The sequence below is a fragment of the Kytococcus sp. Marseille-QA3725 genome (assembly GCF_054950055.1).
The window spans coordinates 1,140,882-1,160,491 of the sequence record NZ_JBUCLA010000001.1 but is presented as its reverse complement, the minus strand read 5'-3'; the positions used below and the strand labels follow the sequence as shown (position 1 = coordinate 1,160,491).

Below are 19,610 nucleotides of genomic sequence, written 5' to 3'. Positions count from 1 at the left end.
CCGGACGCGGCCCGGGGGGCACCTGCAGCAGGTGCCCCCGGGCCGCGTCGTGGTGTGACCGTCGTTCACCGGAGGGCCACTGCGGAGGCACCGCGTAGACTGCCCCGCTGTGGCTGTCGACTTTGCGCAAGAGATCCGGGAACTCCGCACGACCATGGAGTCTGTGCGGGAGGTCATCGACCTGCCCAGGCTGAAGGAGCAGCTCGCCGACCTCGAGCAGCAGTCCAGCGCCCCGGACCTGTGGGACGACCCGGAGAAGGGGCAGAAGGTGTCCTCGGCGATGTCCGCCGTCCGCAGCGACGTCGAGCGGGTCGAGGGCATGGACTCCCGCATCGACGACCTCGAGACCCTGGTCGAGATGGCCGAGGAGGAGGACGACGCCGAGACCCGCGCCGAGGCCGAGAAGGAGCTCACCGCCATCCAGGCCGCGGTCGAGAAGCTCGAGGTCCGCACCCTGCTCTCCGGTGAGTACGACGAGCGCGAGGCCGTCATCACCATCCGCGCCGGCGCCGGTGGTGTCGATGCCGCGGACTTCGCCGAGATGCTCATGCGCATGTACCTGCGCTGGGCCGAGCGCCACGAGTACCCGACCAAGGTGCTGGACACCTCCTACGCCGAGGAGGCCGGCCTGAAGTCGGTCACCTTCGAGGTGAACGTGCCCTACGCCTACGGCAACCTCGTCGTCGAGGGCGGCACCCACCGGCTGGTGCGCATCTCGCCGTACGACAACCAGGGCCGTCGCCAGACCTCCTTCGCGGCGGTCGAGGTGGTGCCGGTGATCGAGTCCACCGACTCCATCGAGATCCCGGAGAACGAGATCAAGGTCGACGTCTTCCGGTCCTCGGGCCCCGGCGGTCAGTCGGTGAACACCACCGACTCGGCCGTGCGCATGACGCACATCCCCACCGGCATCGTCGTCTCGATGCAGAACGAGAAGTCGCAGATCCAGAACCGCGCCGCCGCGCTGCGCGTCCTGCAGTCGCGGCTGCTGCTGCAGCGCAAGGCCGAGGAGGCCGCCGAGCGCAAGGAGCTGGCCGGTGACATCAAGGCCAGCTGGGGTGACCAGATGCGCTCCTACGTGCTGCACCCCTACCAGATGGTCAAGGACCTGCGCACCGGCCACGAGGTCGGCAACACCCAGAACGTGTTCGACGGCGACATCGACGCCTTCATCGAGGCTGGCATCCGCTGGCAGCGTGGCAAGGAGCGCGACGCCGACTGACCGCGGCGACGCCCCACGACACCCGAGTTCCGCACCGGTGCTGAGTTGACCGCGGGGGGGGGCAACCCTCGGGCCGCCCTGGGAGCGCCCTCAGGCCGCCCGACGCACCTCGGCAGGGGAGGTCGCGCGGTTCACCGCGCAGGTGACCGCCTGCAGGGAGGCCGTGGTGATGTTCGGGTCGATGCCGACGCCCCACACCGTCGCCCCGTCCACCTGGCACTCGACGTAGGCCGCGGCGGTGGCGTCACCACCGGAGGACATCGCGTGCTCGGAGTAGTCCGAGACCCGGGCCTCCACACCCACGGCCGTCAGCGCGTCCAGGTAGGCCGCCACCGGACCGTTGCCCCGTCCGGTGACGGTGCGCTGCGCGCCGGCGTGGGTCACGTCCGCCTCCAGGGAGACCTCTCCGGCCTCGTCCGAGGTCGTCCGCGTCGCGTGCAGGGTCAGCGGCTCGTGGCGCTCCAGGTACTCGGCGTCGAAGCACTCCTTGATCGCCGCCGGCGTCATCTCGCCGCCCTCGGCGTCGGTGTGCTGCTGCACCGCGCGGGAGAACTCGATCTGCATCCGACGCGGCAGCTGCAGCGAGTGCTCGGTGCGCAGCACGTAGGCCACACCCCCCTTGCCGGACTGGCTGTTCACGCGGATGACCGCCTCGTAGCTGCGCCCGACGTCCTGCGGGTCGACCGGCAGGTAGGGCACCTCCCAGGGGTGCTCGCGCACGGGGACACCGGCGGCTGCCGCGTCCGCCTCGATCGCCGTCAGACCCTTGTTGATTGCGTCCTGGTGCGAACCGCTGAAGGCCGTGAACACCAGATCGCCGCCGTAGGGGTGACGCTCGGGCACCGGCAGCTGGTTGCAGTGCTCCACCGTCGCCCGCACGCTCGGCAGGTCGCTCAGGTCCACCTCGGGGTCCACCCCCTGGGTGAACAGGTTCAGCGCCAGCGTCACCAGGCAGACGTTGCCGGTGCGCTCGCCGTTGCCGAACAGGCAGCCCTCGATCCGGTCGGCCCCGGCCAGGTAGCCCAGCTCCGCCGCGGCCACGGCGGTGCCCCGGTCGTTGTGCGGGTGCAGGCTCAGCACCACGTCCTCGCGGTGGTCCAGGTTGCGGCTCATCCACTCGATGGAGTCCGCGTACACGTTCGGCGTCGTCATCTCCACCGTCGCCGGCAGGTTGACGATCAGCGGCTTCTCCGGGGTCGGCACCAGCACGGTCATCACCTCGTTGCACACCCGCGCGGCGAACTCGAGCTCCGTGCCGGTGTAGCTCTCCGGGGAGTACTCGTAGCGCACCTCCGTGCCCTCGGGCAGCCGCGCCTCGGCCTCCTTGCACCACCGGGCGCCCCGCATCGCGATCTCCACGACCTCGTCCTGCGAGGCGTCGAACACCACGCGCCGCTGCAGGGTGGAGGTGGAGTTGTACAGGTGGACGATGGCGTGGTGCGCGCCGGTGATCGCCTCGAAGGTGCGGTCGATCAGCTCCTGCCGGGCCGGGGTCAGCACCTGGATGTGCACGTCCTGCGGCACCAGGTCGTGCTCGATGATGTGGCGCACGAAGTCGAAGTCGGTCTGGCTCGCCGCCGGGAAGCCGACCTCGATCTCCTTGTAGCCCAGGGAGACCAGCAGCTGGAACATCTCCAGCTTGCGCTCGGGGCTCATCGGGTCGATCAGGGCCTGGTTGCCGTCGCGCAGGTCGACCGCGCACCAGCGGGGGGCCGTCGTGGTGCGGCGCGAGGGCCAGGTGCGGTCGGGCAGGTCGACCACCGGGTCGGGGGAGTAGCGGGCGGTGGCCATGCCGCTGGGCTGCTGCGGGGCGATCTGCTCGACCGCCTGTCGCGAGGGGCTCACGCGCGTGCCGGCAGCGTTGGGACGGTGGGTCGGGCGGTGGTTCTCGTGCGCGGTGATGCTCATGTCGTCCTCCAGGGTCGCGGAGATCTGGTCCTGGCCGGCCTGCAGACGGCGGGCCACGTGGTCGTCGATCTCGAAGGTGGCGCTCACGGCGCCGCAGGTGACGGTGCGGGCGGGCAGGTCCACGTGGACCTCGGTGCCGGGGCGGGCCTCGAGCTCGGCCCAGACGGCCTCGATGTCGGCGGGCTCCAGCACCCCGGCAAGCAGTCCCTGGTTGCCGGCGTTGCCGCGGAAGATGTCGCCGAAGCGGCTGGCCAGCACCACGCGGATGCCGTACTGCATGAGGGCCCAGACCGCGTGCTCGCGGGAGGAGCCGGTGCCGAAGTCCTCGCCGGCCACCAGGACCGAGCCGTCGGAGTAGCCCTCGCGGTTCAGGACGAAGTCCGGGTCCTCGCGCCAGCGGGCGAACAGGCCCTCCTCGAAGCCGTCGCGGCGCACCCGCTTCAGGTAGCTGGCCGGGATGATCTGGTCGGTGTCGACGTTGCTGCGGCGCAGGGGGATGCCGGCGCCGACGTGGGTGGTGATGGGTTCCATGGCTGCTCCTCAGGCGATCCGGTCGGCGGGCGTGGTGACGGGGTTGGCGGCCCGGCTCCCGGCCCGGGCGTCGTCCAGGTCGGCGGGCGCGGTGAGGCGCCCGGTCACCGCCGTGGCCGCTGCGACACCCGGGGAGACCAGGTGGGTCCGGCCGCCGGCGCCCTGCCGGCCCTCGAAGTTGCGGTTGGAGGTCGAGGCGCAGCGCTCACCGGGGGCGAGCGTGTCGGGGTTCATGTCCAGGCACATCGAGCACCCGGCCAGCCGCCACTCGGCCCCGGCCTCGGTGAACACCGTGTCCAGCCCCTCGGTCTCGGCCTGCTCGCGCACGAGGTGGGAGCCCGGGACGACGAGCATCCGCACCCCCTCGGCCAGCCGGCGGCCGCGGAGCACCTCGGCGGCGGCCCGCAGGTCCTCCATGCGGCCGTTGGTGCAGCTGCCCAGGAAGACGACGTCCACAGACACCTCGGCCAACGCGGTCCCGGGCCGCAGGTCCATGTAGTCCAGCGCGTTCCGTGCGGCCTCCCGGGCGGACGGGTCGTCGAACGCGTCGGGGTCGGGAACCGCCTCGTCCAGCGGGGCGGACTGGGCGGGGTTGGTGCCCCACGTGACGCGCGGGGAGACCTCGCCGGCGTCCACGTGCACCACGCGGTCGAACTCGGCGCCGTCGTCGGTGCGCAGCTCCTGCCACTCGGCCAGCGCGGCCTGCCAGGCGGCGCCCACGGGTGCGTGCTGGCGGCCCCGTACCCACTCGACCGTCTTCTCGTCCGGCGCGACCATGCCGGCCCGTGCCCCGGCCTCGATGGACATGTTGCACAGGGTCATGCGCCCCTCCATCGACAGAGCGCGCACCGCCGGGCCGCGGTACTCCACGACGTGCCCCTGGCCGCCTGCCGTGCCGATGCGCTCGATGATCGTGAGCACCAGGTCCTTGGCGGTCGCGCCGGCGGGCAGCTCGCCGGTCACCTCCACGGCCATCGTGGCCGGGCGGCGCAGCGGCAGCGTCTGGGTGGCCAGCACGTGCTCGACCTCGCTGGTGCCGATGCCCATCGCCAGGGCCCCGAAGGCGCCGTGGGTGGAGGTGTGCGAGTCGCCGCAGACGATCGTCATGCCGGGCTGGGTCAGGCCCAGCTCCGGGCCGATGACGTGGACGATGCCCTGGCCACGGCGGCCGCGGGCGTGGTGCGTTATGCCGAACTCGCGGCAGTTCTCGCGCAGCACGTCCAGCTGCTCGCGGCTGGTGGGGTCCGAGACGGGGCCGGCCACGGTGGGCACGTTGTGGTCCTCGGTCGCCACGGTCAGGTCGGGGCGGCGGACGGTGCGGCCGGCGGCCCGCAGCCCGTCGAACGCCTGCGGGCTGGTCACCTCGTGGACGAGGTGAAGATCGATGTAGAGCAGGTCCGGCTCACCGGGCCCGCCGGTACGCACTACGTGGGCGTCCCACAGCTTGTCGGCCAGCGTGCGGGGACCGGTGGGGGTGTTCGTGCGGGGGCTGGTCGGGGCGGGCGCCGTCGTCGGGGCGATCGCCGAAGGGGGTGCAGTCACTGGGGCTCCTCGGTCGGTGCGGAAGCGTCCGGGGTACGCAACGACTCCGCAGCGAGGGGCCGGACTAGAGGGCCTCGCTGCGGCAGAGAAGGAGGAGCTGCGTGAACTGCATGGCGGGCACGTTACAGACGCACCGGACGCGTGGCACGGGAAAGTGACCGGCGTCACACTGAGGTCACGGCGTGCGGCACCGACTCACGGGGGCCGCGGCACGCCGAGCTGCGTGGGTGGAAACATGGGTCCATGGCACATCACGACCTCGCGATCATCGGCGGCGACGGCATCGGCCCGGAGGTGACCGAGCAGGCCCTCCGCGTGCTCGACGCGGTGGAGGCGCGTTTCGACCTCACCACCACGCGCACCCACTACCCCCTCGGTGCCGAGCACCACCAGCGCACCGGCGAGGTGCTCACCGACGAGCTCGCGGACCGTCTCCGGAGTCACGACGCGATCGTCTTCGGGGCCGTCGGGCACCCGGACGTCCCCAGCGGCGTGCTTGAGCGCGGCATCATCCTGGCCTTGCGGGGCGAGATGCGGCAGGCGGTCAACCTCCGCCCCGTGCGGCTCTACCCCGGGGTGACCAGCCCCGTCGCCGGGCTGTGCCCACAGGACTGCGACCTGGTCGTGGTGCGGGAGAACACCGAGGGTGCCTACGCCTCACCCGGGTCCGCGGTGCACCGCGGCGCGCCCGCGCACACGGCCGTGCAGGAGTCCACCACCACGTGGTTCGCCACCGAGCGCGCCGTCCGGTACGCCTTCGCGCTGGCCGAGCAGCGTCGCGGCCGCGTGACCCTGTGCCACAAGACGAACGTGCTGGTGGAGGCCGGGCGGCTGTGGCTCGACGTCATGGAGCACGTGGCCGCCGACCACCCGCAGGTGCAGTGGGACTACGTGCACGTGGACGCGATGTGCATGCACCTGCCCACCGACCCCTCGCGCTTCGACGTGGTGGTCACCGACAACCTGTTCGGCGACATCGTCACCGACCTGGGGGCCGTGGTGCAGGGCGGCATCGGGGTGGCCGCCTCGGGCAACCTCAACCTGGTCGGGGACGCACCGAGCATGTTCGAGCCGGTGCACGGCTCCGCCCCCGACATCGCCGGTCAGGGGCGTGCCAACCCGGTGGGCGCGGTCCTCTCGCTGGGCCTCTGCCTGGCCCACCTGGGGGAGGGGGAGGCCGCTGCCGCCGTGGAGCGCGCCGCGGTGCGCGTCCTCGGGGCACCCGGTTCGCAGGACCACGCGGGCGGCACCGGATCGGCCGAGTGGGGAGACCGCGTGCTGGCGGCACTCGGTGAGGACGACGGCACGGAGCTGGAGGGCGGGAGCCTCATGCAGCAGATGGCGGCGCTCCGCCGCTCCTGACCGGGCGAGTCCGTGCCCCGGGAATTCGGGTGCACGGGCTCGCGTTGCTCGGGTACGGTTCAGCATCCCCGAGCAGGGGAGTGCCACGCAGACGGAAGGAGGAGCGATGGCCGCCAAGAAGAAGCGCGAGGACGACACGCGCAACAAGGTCATCGCGACCAACCGCAAGGCGCGGCACGACTACCTCATCGAGGACACCTTCGAGGCCGGCATCTCCCTGATGGGCACCGAGGTGAAGTCCCTGCGCATGGGGCGAGCCTCGCTGGTGGAGGGCTTCTGCTCCGACCAGCGCGGCGAGCTGTTCCTGGAGAACGTCCACATCCCGGAGTACCTCAACGGTTCCTGGACCAACCACTCGGCCCGGCGCAAGCGCAAGCTGTTGCTGCACCGTCACGAGATCGACAAGCTCATCGGCAAGTCGAACGAGGCCGGCCACACGATCGTCCCGCTGAAGCTCTACTTCAAGGACGGCCGGGCCAAGGTCGAGATCGCCCTGGCCAAGGGCAAGAAGCAGTACGACAAGCGGCACGCCCTGCGCGCCAAGCAGGACGAGCGCGAGAAGCAGGCGCAGATGAGCCTGCGCTACCAGATGCAGCGGGGCCGCTGAGGGCACCGCGTGCGGCTGACGGGCCGATCGGGAATTCCTTGGACCGTCCGACCGTTGGACCGTACGATGCACCAACGCCCACGTCTCGTGGGCACGCTCCTTCTCAACTCCACAGCGATGACGTGACCCCACGGGGATGATCGGTTTCGACGTCGATCACTGACCCAGGGGAAGCGGGCCGAGAACGCAAGGTCATCTCGTAAACGTTCCTTGCAAACCAATAGGTGCCAATTCCAAGCGCACCGACTTCGCCCTCGCCGCCTGAGCGAGCCCGAAGTCTGTCAGCCTGAGCTAGTTCCCGACTCAGTGCCTGGCATCAGCTAGGGAACTTGCTGCACGGCATCGCCGAGGTGTCGTGCGGGACTCTCACTCGGCTGGGCCTGTCGGAGGACGTGTGCGTGCGAGCTCCGGGGCCGAGAAAATCCACAGCGCACTGCGCCCGGAGAAGCCCTGGTCGTGTGACGACGGACGCGGGTTCGATTCCCGCCATCTCCACCACCAGTGTCGCGTCATCGATGTGGAGCAGGAGCCACGAAGGCCCCCACCGGTCCGACCGGTGGGGGCCTTCGTCGTGCGGAGGGGCGTGAGGGCCTGCGCTCAGTCGCGCTCCTGCCCGATGACCGTGGTGCCCTGCTCCTCGACGGCGGTGCGCATCTCCTCGATGTCCGCCTCGGCGAACAGGTGCACGAGCTTCTCCAGGTTCGCCTCGGTGTGCGTGCCGGAGTCCAGGTGCAGCAGCATGCCCTCGCGGAAGACGACGGTGGTCGGCACGGCCGTGACGCCGCTCGTCGCGAACACCTGCGGCGCGGACTGGTGGGTGACGGTGAAGAACTCGGCGACGTCCTGCAGGCGGTCGGCCACCTTCTCGACCGTGGCCATGTACGGGGTGCAGGTCTCGCAGGCGGGGTCGGAGAGGATCACGATGGCCACCTCGGCCGCCGGCAGGGCGGTCTCGAAGGTCTCGTCCGTCAGGGTGGTCACAGTCATGCGACTCACAGTAGCGGACCGAATCCGCGGTACCGCGCCGTGCGCGCGTGATGCGCGCAACGCGGGGGCACCGCGTGCACCAGCCCTCCCACCGGCCGGATGGGACACAATGGCCCCATGAGTGCTGTGCCTTCGGCGTCGAACGCCCTGACCATCCGCCTGACCGCGCCCGCTCGGGCCACCACCATCGGGGAGCTGACCACCGCCGTGGCCTCGGCCCGGGGCATGACGACGGCGCTGGACATCAGCGACTCGACCCCGCAGGCCATGACGATCGACCTCACCGTGGCCGGCTCCAGCGCCGAGCACAACGACGAGATCGTCCAGGCCCTCACCGACGTGGAGGGGGTGCAGATCGAGCGCATCTCCGACCGCACCTTCCTGGCCCACCTGGGCGGCAAGATCACGGTGGAGCCGAAGCACCCCATCCGGAACCGTGACGATCTCTCGCTGGTCTACACCCCGGGTGTGGCGCGGGTCTGCCAGGCCATCGCCAAGCGTCCCGAGGACGCCCGCCGCCTGACCATCAAGCGCAACACCGTCGCGGTCGTCACCGACGGCACGGCCGTGCTGGGCCTGGGCAACATCGGTCCGCTGGCCGCCATGCCGGTCATGGAGGGCAAGGCCGCGCTGTTCAAGCGCTTCGCGGACGTGGACGCCTTCCCGATCTGCCTGGACGCCGGAGGGGTCGAGGACATTGTCGCCCACGTGAAGGCCATCGCCCCGACCTTCGCGGGCATCAACCTGGAGGACATCTCCGCACCGCGCTGCTTCGAGATCGAGCGTCGGCTGCGGGAGGAGCTGGACATCCCGGTCTTCCACGACGACCAGCACGGCACCGCCATCGTCGCCGTCGCCGCCCTGACCAACGCCCTGCGCGTGGTCGACAAGAAGATCGAGGACGTGCGCATCGTGCAGTCGGGTGCCGGTGCTGCCGGTACCGCGATCATGCGCCTGCTCATCAAGGCCGGGGCCCGCCACGTGACGGTGGCCGACATCAACGGCGTCGTGAGCCCCGAGCGCGACGACATCAAGAACGGCGACGACGAGCAGCTCCGCTGGATCGCCGAGCACACCAGCCCCGAGCTCCACGGTGGCGACCTCAAGGACGCCCTGAAGGGCGCGGACGTGTTCATCGGCGTCTCCGCCGGCAACATCCTGACCGGTGATGACATCGCCACCATGAACGACGAAGCCGTCGTCTTCGCGATGGCGAACCCGACCCCCGAGGTCGACCCGAACGAGGCCGCCAAGCACGCGACCGTCGTCGCGACCGGCCGCAGCGACTTCGCCAACCAGATCAACAACGTGCTGGTCTTCCCGGGCGTCTTCCGCGGTCTGCTGGACGCCCGCAGCGAGGTCGTCACCGACGACCTGATGCTCGCGGCCGCCCAGGCCCTGGCCGACGTCGTCGAGCCCGACGAACTGAACCCGACCTACATCATCCCGAGCGTCTTCCACAAGAACGTCTCCAAGGTGGTGGCCAAGGCCGTCTCGCAGGCCGTGGAAGCCGACGAGAAGGCACAGGCGGCCGGGCCCAAGACCGAGGCCATCGCCCTGATGAACATCCCCAGCAAGCGCACCGGCTCGCAGCGGGTCGACTCCTGATGCCGAGCAACGGGTCCCGCCGCACCGGTTCCAAGCAGCGCTGGAGCAGCGCCCAGAAGGCAAAGGCCAAGAGCCTCCGCGTGGCCAAGGAGGACGCCAAGGCGGCCAAGAAGGCCACGAAGAAGAAGCTGGAGCGCAAGCGCGCACGGCGCGAGGCCGAAGCCGTGGAGTGGCGCGAGAGCCGTGGGCAGCGGTTCGAGCGACGCGACGGTCGACGGGACGAGCAGCGCGAGGACCGTGGGCGCGGTGGTCCGCGTCGTGACGACCGCCGCGGGGCGTCCGGACGCACGGACCGGAACGACCGCTGGGAGCGGAAGGACCGCGAGGACCGTCGCAAGGGCGGTCCGCAGCGCGACGATCGGCGCGGCGGCCCCCGTCGCGACCACGGACGCCCGGACCAGCGCCGCGGGGCGCGCCCGCTGCGAGACCAGCGTGCCGAGCGTGCGCCCCGGGTGGAACGCACCGAGCACGTCGGGGCGGCGCGCGAGGTGCGCGAGCCGGTGACCCCGGAGCCCGAGGTGCAGCCGCAGCAGTCCGCCGAGTCGTCGGGGTCGCCCACCGCGGCCCCGCAGCACGTGGGCCCCACCTTCGCCGAGCTCGGGGTGCCCTCCGTGCTGGTCGAGCGGCTGGCGCGCGACGGCATCAGCACCGCGTTCCCGATCCAGGCGGCGACGCTTCCGGACTCGCTGGCAGGTCGTGACCTGCTGGGCCGTGGCCGCACGGGCTCGGGCAAGACGCTGGCCTTCGGGCTGCCCACCATCGCGCGGCTGCAGGGTGGCCGGGCGCAGCGCAACAGGCCGCGGGCGGTCATCCTGACGCCCACCCGCGAGCTGGCCATGCAGGTCTCCGACGCGCTGCAGCCCTTCGTGCACGTCACCGGCCTCAAGCACAAGCTCGTCGCCGGCGGCCTGCCGTACCCGCCGCAGATCTCCGCCCTGGAGCGGGGGCTTGACGTTCTGATCGCCACGCCGGGGCGCCTCCTCGACCTCATCGAGAAGGGCGCCGCGGACCTGTCCGCCGTGGAGATCGCGGTGCTCGACGAGGCCGACCACATGGCCGAGATGGGCTTCCTGCCCGAGGTCACGCAGATCATGGACCTCATGCCCTCCGGCGGTCAGCGGATGCTGTTCAGCGCGACGCTGGACAACGGCATCGACAAGCTGGTCGAGAACTACCTGGTCGACCCGGTGACGCACTCCACCGACGACGCCCAGGCATCGGTGACGACCATGGACCACAACGTGTTCCTGGTGCAGCCGCAGCACAAGAAGCCGATCACCGCCGAGATCTGCGCCCGGGACGGACGGGCCGTCGTGTTCGTGCGCACCAAGCTCGGCGCCGACCGGGTGGCCCTGCAGCTGCGGGAGGCCGGTGTCTTCGCCGCCGCCCTGCACGGGGGTCTCAACCAGGCACAGCGCAACCGTGTGCTGGCCGCGTTCAAGGACGGTGGCCTGCCGGTGCTGGTGGCCACGGACGTCGCGGCGCGCGGCATCCACGTCGACGACGTGTCGCTGGTGCTGCAGGTGGACCCGCCGGCCGATCACAAGGACTACCTGCACCGCGCCGGACGCACCGCCCGTGCCGGTGGTCAGGGCGTCGTGGTCACGCTCGCGCTGCCGCACCAGAAGAAGTCCGTACAGCGGCTCATGGACTCCGCGGGCGTGGATGCCTCGCCGGTGCCGATGAAACCGGGTACCGACGAGCTGACCGCGATCACCGGCTCGAGTGACACGGTGCGTGAGCCGATCGACGAGTCGCGCCTGCGTCGCATGATGGCACCGCCGCGTCCGCCGCACCGCGGGGGCCGTGGTGGCCCCGGCGGGCGGGGACGCCCCGGTGGTCACAAGGGTGGTGGCCAGGGTGGTCGTGGCCGCTCGGGCCAGGGCCACGGTGGCCGGGGGCGCGCCGGGGACCGCCGTGAGGGTGGTCACCGCGGACGGTCAGACGACCGACGTGGCGGCGGCCCCCGCGGTGGCTCGGGTGACCGTCGTCAGGGCGGCAGTGGCGGCCGTCCCGGCGGAGCCCGCGACGACCGCTGAGAGCGCTGATCCTGACGGGGTCCGGTGGGGCGACCACCGGACCCCGTCGGTGCTCCGGCGTACGATGTTCCCCATGCGCCTGACCCCTCGGACCACGTCCCAGCACGCTCCCGTCGCCTCGCCGGTGGCCATGAGCCAGCCGATGGACCCGGGCGTTCCGGACGACCCGGGCGGCCTGTCCGCGCCGGGTACCTCCACCGGGCTGCTCGAGCGCACCGAGGAGCAGACGGTCCCCATGGAGCCGGGCGACCACGAGCGCTTCAGCCACTACGTGCGCAAGGAGAAGATCCTCGAGAGCGCCGTCTCCGGGGAGCCCGTGACCGCCCTGTGCGGCAAGATCTGGGTGCCCGGCCGCAATCCCGACCGCTTCCCGGTCTGCCCGGTCTGCAAGGAGATCTACGAGGGCCTGCGCGACCCGCAGGACGGCGGGGGCGACTCCGGCGGCAACGGCTCCGGCGACGGCAACTGAGCCCGGCGGTCGATGAGCACCTCCGCAGCCGACCACCTCTCACCCGCCTACCCCTCCCGCGCCGCCTGGGGCACCGCGCCCAAGCTCCGTGCCTGGCAGGCCGAGGCGCTGGAGGCCTACCACCGGACCGTCGAGGCCGGAGGCCGCGACTTCCTGGCCGTCGCGACGCCGGGTGCCGGCAAGACGACCTTCGCGCTGAAGGTCGCCGCCGACCTGCTGGCCGAGGGCGCCGTCACCCAGATCACCGTGGTGGCCCCGACCGAGCACCTCAAGACCCAGTGGGCCGATGCCGCCGCGCGCGTGGGCATCCACCTGGACCCGCGTTTCACCAATGCCCAGAGGGCGCACAGCAAGGACTTCCACGGCATCGCGATGACCTACGCCGGCATCGCCGCGGACCCGGACCTCCACGAGCAGCGCACCAAGGAGGCCCGCACGCTGGTGATCCTGGACGAGATCCACCACGGCGGTGACGCCCGCAGCTGGGGCGACGCCATCCGGCAGGCCTTCACCGCGGCGGAGCGGCGCCTCTCGCTCACCGGTACGCCGTTCCGCTCGGACACCAACCCGATCCCGTTCGTGCGCTACGAGGAGGGTGCCGACGGCATCCGCCGCTCGGCCAGCGACTACGCCTACGGCTACCGCAACGCCCTGACCGACGGCGTGGTGCGGCCGGTGCTCTTCATGGCCTACGGCGGTGCGATGAAGTGGCGCACCAAGGCGGGCGACGAGATGGCCGCCCGGCTGGGGGAGCCGCTCACCAAGGACCTCACCGCGCAGGCCTGGCGCACCGCCCTGGATCCCGAGGGGGAGTGGGTGCCGGCCGTGCTCGCCGCGGCCGACAAGCGCCTCACCGAGGTGCGTCGCCACGTGCCCGACGCCGGTGGGCTGGTCATCGCGTCCAACCAGAAGAACGCCCGTGCCTACGCCCGGCACCTGGAGGCGATCACCGGGGAGAAGCCGACCGTCGTGCTCTCCGACGACGCCGGGGCCTCGAGTCGCATCGAGGACTTCAGCCAGGGCGACTCCCGCTGGCTGGTGGCGGTGCGCATGGTCTCGGAGGGCGTCGACGTCCCGCGGCTCTGCGTGGGCGTGTACGCGACCTCCACGCAGACCCCGTTGTTCTTCGCCCAGGCGGTCGGGCGCTTCGTGCGCACCCGCAAGCGGGGCGAGACCGCCAGCATCTTCCTGCCCTCGGTCACGCCGGTGCTCGCGCTGGCCTCCGAGCTCGAGGCCGAGCGCGACCACGCGCTGGACCGTCCCGGGCCCTCGGGCGAGGACGCGATCTGGGCGCCGGAGGAGGACGAGCTCGCCCGGGCCAACCAGTCCGAGCGGCTCAGCGACGAGCTCGAGCCCGGCTACGAGGCGCTGGAGTCCTCCGCCGAGTTCGACCACGTGCTCTTCGACGCCCAGCAGTGGGGGCTGGGCACGGAGGTGGCTAGCGAGGACGAGGCCGAGTACCTCGGCCTGCCGGGTCTGCTGGAGCCGGACCAGATGACCGAGCTGCTGCGGGAGCGGCAGGCCAAGCAGGCCGCGCGCGGCAAGAAGGCGCAGTCCTCCCAGGGGGAGCAGCCGATCGCCGCGCACCGGGCGCTGCAGGCCTCGCGCAAGGAGCTCAACAAACTGGTCAGTGCCTACGCGCAGAAGAAGGGCGTCCCGCACGCGAACGTGCACATGGACCTGCGTCGCGCCTGTGGTGGGCCGGCGTTGGAGACCGCCACCCAGGAGCAGGTCACCCAGCGGATCGAGACGATCCGGAAGTGGTTCGTCGGGCGCAGGTGAGGCCCTCGGGCCCATCGTGGGCGCGCCTGGCTCGGGCGTCGTCCGCCGTTGCTCTCCTCTGCGGACCGCCGGTGCCCCGACCGGTTCAGGGCGTCGGTGGTCGCGTCTAGGGTGACCGGCATGGACCTCGTCGTGGTGCGCAACGGCGAGACGGCGGAGATCGCGGCGGTGGAGCAGCCGGCCCGCGGGGAGGAGCCCGAACGCGCATCGACCACCAGACCCTGGTCGATGCCCTGGGCGGACCTGCCGGGTTGGGTCGCCGCCCGGGAGAACGGGGCAGCTCCCGCTGAGGAGACGGCTGCCTCCCGCTCCCGCGCTCGAACGGACCGCGACCCCGCGGCCGTCCCACCCCGCTGGGTGTGGGCCGACTCGTCCGAGATCTACCTCCACCTCCTCCGAGCCGGCGTGCGTGTGCGCCACGCGGTCGACCTCGGTCTGCAGCGCGCCGTGCTGCGGTCGGCGGCCGCCGTGGCCCACACCGACTACGCGCGTGCTCCCGAGTCGGACTGGGACCGGCGCCGTGCCGACGCGCGCATGACGCCCGCCGAGCCGGTGGACACCGAGGAGACCCTCTTCGACGTGGCCGGCCGTGGCCCCGATCTCGACGAGTGCCTGGCCGAGCACCTGGCACAGCGGGCCTGCCTGGCCGAGAGCCGTGACCGGGGCGCCCTGGCCCTGCTCTGCCACGCGGAGTCGACCGGCGGCCTCATCGCTCAGGAGCTCAACCACGCCGGCGTGCCCTTCGACACCCGCGTGCACGACGCACAGCTGACCGCACGACTGGGGGAGCGTGACCGGCACGGTGGACGACCTCGCCGCATGGCCGAGCTCGTCGTGCAGATCCGCGAGGCGTTGGGCGCCCCGACGCTGAACCCGGACTCGGCCACCACGCTGGTCTCGGCCCTGCGTCGCGCGGGACTCGACGTCGCGAGCACCCGCAAGTGGGAGCTGCGCGGCATCGACCACCCCGTCATCGAGCCCCTGCTGGAGTACAAGGCGCTCAGCCGGCTGTACACGGCCAACGGGTGGGCCTGGATGCAGCACTGGGTCCGTGACGGGCGATTCCGCCCAGACTGGGTGGCCGGCGGGGTCGCCACCGGCCGGTGGGCCAGCCGAGGGGGAGGGGCGCTGCAGCTTCCCCAGCAGATCCGCTCGGCCGTCCGGGCCGATGCCGGGTGGTGCCTGGTGGTGGCCGATGCGGCACAGCTGGAACCCCGCGTCCTGGCCGCCATGGCCGGCGACGCCCAGATGGCCCGGGCGGCCGCGGCCGGCGACCTCTACCGGGCGCTGGTCGACGACGGGGTGGTGGACACGCGCGACCACGCCAAGATCGCGATGCTCGGGGCCATGTACGGCTCGACCACGGGCGAGGCGGGCGCGTTGATGCCCCGTCTTCGGCGCGCCTACCCGCGCGCCATCGGGCTGGTCGACGCCGCCGCGGCGACGGGGGAGCGGGGCGAGCAGGTCTCCACCTGGCTGGGGCGCACCTCGCCGCCACCACCGCCGACCTGGCAGGCGACCCAGGCGGCCGCCCAGCAGCCCGGGGCGGGGGAGGCGGCGGAGCGCCGGGCCCGTTCGGCGGCCCGCGAGTGGGGCCGGTTCACCCGCAACTTCGTCGTCCAGGGCACTGCGGCCGAGTGGGCCCTGTGCTGGATGGGACACCTGCGGCGCCGCCTGGACGACACCTGCGGAGCAGCGCACTCGGGCGCCACCGCAGGGGCAGGGTCACCTGAGCTCGTCTACTTCCTGCACGACGAGGTGATGGTCCACACCCCGATCGCCCTGGCGGACGAGGTCGCCGGGCACGTCCGGCAGGCGGCACGCAGCGCGGGTGACCTGCTCTTCCATGGCAGCGCGGTGGACTTCCCGCTCTCCGTGGCGACCGTGGAGTCCTACGACCGCGCGAAGTGATGCGGCGGGACCGGGCCCCCGCCCGGTCCCGCCGCCTCGGGGAGGCAGGTCAGCCTCGACGCAGACCGCGCAGACCGCGCAGACCGACGGCCCCGCCCACGGCGAGCAGGGTCGTGCCACCCAGCGCGAACGGGGTCGCGCCGCCGCCGGTGCGGTAGCCGGTGTCGACGATCGGGCCGTCGCCGTCGCCGTCGCCGTCGCCGTCGCCGTCGCCGTCCTGGCCGGGGGCCTCCTCGTTGGCCACGTACCAGCGCTTGTCAGCCGGCACCACGCCCTCGGCGACGAGCTGGTCGGCCCACTCGGCGTCGGTGAGGTCGCCGGGGCGCTGGCGGTCGCTGAGCTCCTCGATGAACTCCCAGCCGGGCTCGGGGTACCAGGTGACCTCGCTGCCCTCGTTGGCGGTCGCCGGCATCGACGAGGAGGCCACGCGCGTGAACTCCGTCTCGCCGGTGCGCACGAAGTAGCTGGTGGAGTACAGGTGCGTGTGGATCTCGTCGGCGCCCTCGGGCAGGCAGGCGAAGGTCTCCACCTCGATCGCACGCGTGTCCTCGTCCAGGGCACGCGTCTCGAGCGCCCGGTACTCGCCGGTCAGGTCCTCGACGTCGTCCTGGAACGGGTCGAACTCCGGGTCCGGCTCCCACAGGAAGGAGTCGTCCTCGCTGGTGAAGGTGGCCGGCCCCGCCACCTGCGAGGGCTCCGGGCAGCCGTGGAGAGCCCATCCCTCGGCCTCGTCGTTCTGCTTCCCGAGCTGCGTCCGACCCGGGTCCTCGTCCGGGCGCAGACCGCTGCCCATGGGCACGTTGCGGCCGTAGGCCGCGACGGTGTGCTGCAGCAGGCCGTCCTCGGTGAACTCCTGCTGGGTGAAGTCCCCGGTGACGGTGCTGCTCCAGGCGCGGCCCCCGTCACCCTTCTCGCCCACCTCGAAGGTGATGTCGAACGGGTCGATGCTCGGGAACATCGGCTCAGCCTGGGCGGCGGGTGCCAGCGCCAGCGTGCCGAGCGCGATGGTGGTGAACAGTGCTGTGGTGCGAGCCATGTCGGCCCCCCTTCCCCTCGGGAGGGTGATCCCCTCTGTGTGGTGGCCGCCCCTCGCAGCCTGCTCGAAACGCTAGCGACAGCGGGCGGTTCGGGCAATCCTGAGCAGGGCGCCGTGAGGGATCCGTGAGGGGCGGGCCGGGGTCACTCGCGGTCCGTCGAGTCCCGGGGCTCCACCAGTGGCAGGGTCCGGTGGGCCACCCGGGTGGCCAGTGCGATGTTGGTCGAGGCCCGCACGACGTCCTCGTGGGCGGTCACCTCGTCGAGGACGTCCTGGAGGGCCGCGTTGGACGGAGCGACGACGCGGGCGAACAGGTCCCCGTCGCCGGTGATCGTGTGCACCTCGAGCACCTGCGGGATGCCCTCCAGGTGAGTGGCCACGGCGCCGTGGCCACTCACCTGCCGGATCTGCAGGGTCACGAAGGCCGTCACCGGGTGGCCCATCGCGGCCGGGTCGAGGGTGGGGGCCCAGCTGCGCAGCACGCCCCGCTGCTCCAGCCGGCGCAGTCGGGCGGTCACCGTCCCGCGGGCGACGCCCAGGGTCCGCGCTGCGCCGAGGACGCCCACGTGCGGGTCCTCGGTGAACAGCCTGACCAGCCGTCGATCGAGCCCGTCGAGTCCGGACGGGTGGTCGTCGAGTGGCTTCTCGCTGGTCATGGTGTGCAGTCTGGCAGGGTGAGGCCGCAGCGAAGTGGTCAGGTTGCGTAGTCGAGTGGTGGTTGATTGTCGGCATGAGTGATCTGCGGCACATTGACCGCCATGTCTGACACCACCCTCACCGCCCTGACCGACCAGGAGCAGGCCGAGAACCTCTCGGTCGACCAGCTGAAGAAGCTCGTCGGCCTGGTCGAGTACGACGGCTCCTCCGACCCCTTCCCGGTCACCGGCTGGGATGCCATCACCTTCGTGTGCGGCAACGCCACCCAGGCCGCGCACTTCTACCAGTCCGCCTTCGGCATGGAGCTCATCGCCTACTCGGGGCCGGAGAACGGCAACCGTGACCACAAGGCCTTCGTCCTGAAGTCCGGCAACATCAAGTTCGTGCTGAAGGGCGCGGTCGACCCGAAGTCCCCTCTCATCCAGCACCACGCCACGCACGGTGACGGCGTCGTCGACATCTCGTTGGAGGTCCCGGACGTCGACAAGTGCATCGAGCACGCCCGCTCGGTCGGTGCGACCGTCGTGCAGGAGCCCACCGACGTCTCCGACGAGCACGGCACGGTGCGCGTCGCGGCGATCGCCACCTACGGCGAGACCCGTCACACGCTGGTGCAGCGAGAGGTCGGCGGCCAGCGCTACGAGGGCGCCTACCTGCCCGGCTACGAGCCCTCCTCCAGCACCTTCACCAAGCGCGAGGGCACCCCCAAGCGCCTCTTCCAGGCCCTCGACCACATCGTCGGCAACGTCGAGCTCGGCAAGATGGACGAGTGGGTGGATTTCTACCACCGCGTCATGGGCTTCACCGACATGGCGGAGTTCGTCGGTGACGACATCGCGACGGACTACTCCGCGCTGATGTCCAAGGTGGTGGCCAACGGCAACCACCGCGTGAAGTTCCCGCTCAACGAGCCGGCCATCTCGCGCAAGAAGTCGCAGATCGACGAGTACCTGGAGTTCTACTGCGGTCCCGGTGCGCAGCACCTCGCCCTGGCCACGAACGACATCATCCGCACCGTCGACTGCATGCGGGCCGAGGGCGTGGAGTTCCTGGCCACGCCGGACTCCTACTACGAGGACCCCGAGCTGCGCGAGCGCATCGGTGAGGTGCGGGTGCCGATCGAGGAGCTGCAGAAGCGCGGCATCCTGGTCGACCGCGACGAGGACGGCTACCTGCTGCAGATCTTCACCAAGCCCACCGGTGACCGCCCGACCGTGTTCTTCGAGCTCATCGAGCGCCACGGCTCGCTCGGTTTCGGTCTGGGCAACTTCAAGGCCCTCTTCGAGGCCATCGAGCGCGAGCAGGAGAAGCGCGGCAACTTCTGATCGGCGACGCGAAAGGGCCGGGCCCGGGGTCGGCGGTTTCAAGGGGTCCTCGCAACACCTGATGGCCTAGTTGGTTGTCAGTAGATCACGCAGGCGCTCGGCTGGGTTTGCCCAGCCGAGCGTTTTGCGTGGGCGGCCGTTGAGTTCCTGGGCGACGTATTCGAGTTCGGCCGGGCCGTGGACCGACAGGTCGGTGCCCTTGGGGAAGTACTGCCGCAGCAGTCCGTTGGTGTTCTCGTTCGACCCGCGCTGCCAGGGTGAGTGTGGGTCGCAGAAGTACACCGGTACACCGGTGGCGATCGTGAACTGCCGGTGAGCGGCCATCTCGCACCCCTGGTCCCAGGTCAGCGACCCACGCAGGTGCTCTGGCAGGGTCCCGATCAGGTCGACCAGGACGTCCCGGACCTCCTCAGCGGTGTGCCCACCGGGCAGGTGCCCGAGCATCACGTACCGGGTGGAGCGTTCCACCAAGGTCAGGATCGCGCTGCGTCCACCAGCGCCCAGGATCAGATCACCCTCCCAGTGGCCCGGCACGGCCCGGTCTTCCACCTGCGCGGGACGATCACTGATCATGACCATCGGGTCGGTGAACCTCTTCTGCCGCTGATCGGGCTGGGCTGACCC

At 71.5% G+C, this 19,610-nt stretch carries 14 protein-coding genes, 1 other RNA gene and 2 pseudogenes; 10 read left to right on the top strand and 7 right to left on the bottom strand.

The window, feature by feature from the left end; translation table 11 throughout:
• Positions 1-109 precede the first annotated feature (109 nt).
• Positions 110-1,222, top strand: coding sequence for a peptide chain release factor 2 (gene prfB / locus ACY8FT_RS05315; protein WP_462417872.1), 1,113 nt, complete (start codon positions 110-112; stop codon positions 1,220-1,222).
• A 90-nt stretch (positions 1,223-1,312) separates the two neighbouring features.
• On the opposite strand, the gene leuA is transcribed toward prfB, so the two are convergent.
• From leuA to leuC, 3 genes and pseudogenes are all read right to left on the bottom strand, one after another.
• Positions 1,313-3,013, bottom strand: a complete 1,701-nt coding sequence (leuA, locus tag ACY8FT_RS05310) for a 2-isopropylmalate synthase (RefSeq protein WP_462418404.1) — start codon at positions 3,011-3,013, stop codon at positions 1,313-1,315.
• 129 nt (positions 3,014-3,142) lie between these two features.
• Positions 3,143-3,661: pseudogene (gene leuD, locus ACY8FT_RS05305) on the bottom strand (3-isopropylmalate dehydratase small subunit); the annotation flags it as partial.
• A 9-nt stretch (positions 3,662-3,670) separates the two neighbouring features.
• Positions 3,671-5,086, bottom strand: coding sequence for a 3-isopropylmalate dehydratase large subunit (leuC, locus tag ACY8FT_RS05300; RefSeq protein WP_462418403.1), 1,416 nt, complete (start codon positions 5,084-5,086; stop codon positions 3,671-3,673).
• A 360-nt stretch (positions 5,087-5,446) separates the two neighbouring features.
• Here leuC and ACY8FT_RS05295 point away from each other — a divergent pair, with 360 nt between their 5' ends.
• From ACY8FT_RS05295 to ssrA, 3 genes are all read left to right on the top strand, one after another.
• Positions 5,447-6,565 carry a 3-isopropylmalate dehydrogenase gene (locus tag ACY8FT_RS05295; protein ID WP_462417871.1) on the top strand — a complete coding sequence of 373 codons (1,119 nt, stop codon included), beginning with the start codon at positions 5,447-5,449 and terminating at the stop codon, positions 6,563-6,565.
• A gap of 106 nt (positions 6,566-6,671) precedes the next feature.
• A complete protein-coding gene (gene smpB / locus ACY8FT_RS05290; RefSeq protein ID WP_462417870.1) occupies positions 6,672-7,172 on the top strand; it encodes an SsrA-binding protein SmpB in 501 nt (166 codons plus the stop codon).
• A gap of 132 nt (positions 7,173-7,304) precedes the next feature.
• Positions 7,305-7,670: a transfer-messenger RNA gene (gene ssrA / locus ACY8FT_RS05285) on the top strand.
• Positions 7,671-7,769: 99 nt separating this feature from the next.
• Here the strand turns inward: ssrA and ACY8FT_RS05280 are convergent.
• Positions 7,770-8,159, bottom strand: coding sequence for a thioredoxin family protein (locus ACY8FT_RS05280; RefSeq protein WP_462417869.1), 390 nt, complete (start codon positions 8,157-8,159; stop codon positions 7,770-7,772).
• A 117-nt stretch (positions 8,160-8,276) separates the two neighbouring features.
• Here ACY8FT_RS05280 and ACY8FT_RS05275 point away from each other — a divergent pair, with 117 nt between their 5' ends.
• From ACY8FT_RS05275 to ACY8FT_RS05255, 5 genes are all read left to right on the top strand, one after another.
• Positions 8,277-9,767, top strand: coding sequence for a malic enzyme-like NAD(P)-binding protein (locus ACY8FT_RS05275; RefSeq protein ID WP_462417868.1), 1,491 nt, complete (start codon positions 8,277-8,279; stop codon positions 9,765-9,767).
• Positions 9,767-11,806, top strand: coding sequence for a DEAD/DEAH box helicase (locus ACY8FT_RS05270; protein WP_462417867.1), 2,040 nt, complete (start codon positions 9,767-9,769; stop codon positions 11,804-11,806). The genes ACY8FT_RS05275 and ACY8FT_RS05270 overlap by 1 nt, the downstream gene beginning before the upstream one ends.
• 130 nt (positions 11,807-11,936) lie before the next feature.
• Entirely contained in the window at positions 11,937-12,275 is a 339-nt protein-coding gene (locus tag ACY8FT_RS05265; RefSeq protein WP_462418402.1) for a DUF3039 domain-containing protein, read from the top strand.
• A 12-nt stretch (positions 12,276-12,287) separates the two neighbouring features.
• Positions 12,288-14,057, top strand: coding sequence for a DEAD/DEAH box helicase (locus ACY8FT_RS05260; protein ID WP_462417866.1), 1,770 nt, complete (start codon positions 12,288-12,290; stop codon positions 14,055-14,057).
• A gap of 120 nt (positions 14,058-14,177) precedes the next feature.
• Positions 14,178-15,968, top strand: a complete 1,791-nt coding sequence (locus tag ACY8FT_RS05255) for a bifunctional 3'-5' exonuclease/DNA polymerase (RefSeq protein WP_462417865.1) — start codon at positions 14,178-14,180, stop codon at positions 15,966-15,968.
• 49 nt (positions 15,969-16,017) lie between these two features.
• Here the strand turns inward: ACY8FT_RS05255 and ACY8FT_RS05250 are convergent, their stop codons facing one another.
• Both ACY8FT_RS05250 and ACY8FT_RS05245 read right to left on the bottom strand, forming a co-directional pair.
• Positions 16,018-17,004, bottom strand: coding sequence for a hypothetical protein (locus tag ACY8FT_RS05250; RefSeq protein WP_462417864.1), 987 nt, complete (start codon positions 17,002-17,004; stop codon positions 16,018-16,020).
• Positions 17,005-17,147: 143 nt separating this feature from the next.
• Positions 17,148-17,660 carry an Lrp/AsnC family transcriptional regulator gene (locus ACY8FT_RS05245; protein WP_462417863.1) on the bottom strand — a complete coding sequence of 171 codons (513 nt, stop codon included), beginning with the start codon at positions 17,658-17,660 and terminating at the stop codon, positions 17,148-17,150.
• A 102-nt stretch (positions 17,661-17,762) separates the two neighbouring features.
• Between ACY8FT_RS05245 and hppD the strand changes: the two genes are divergently transcribed.
• Positions 17,763-18,986, top strand: coding sequence for a 4-hydroxyphenylpyruvate dioxygenase (gene hppD / locus ACY8FT_RS05240; RefSeq protein WP_462417862.1), 1,224 nt, complete (start codon positions 17,763-17,765; stop codon positions 18,984-18,986).
• 66 nt (positions 18,987-19,052) lie between these two features.
• Here hppD and ACY8FT_RS05235 read toward each other — a convergent pair.
• Positions 19,053-19,589 (bottom strand): annotated as a pseudogene (locus ACY8FT_RS05235) (IS30 family transposase); the annotation flags it as partial.
• Positions 19,590-19,610: the final 21 nt, after the last annotated feature.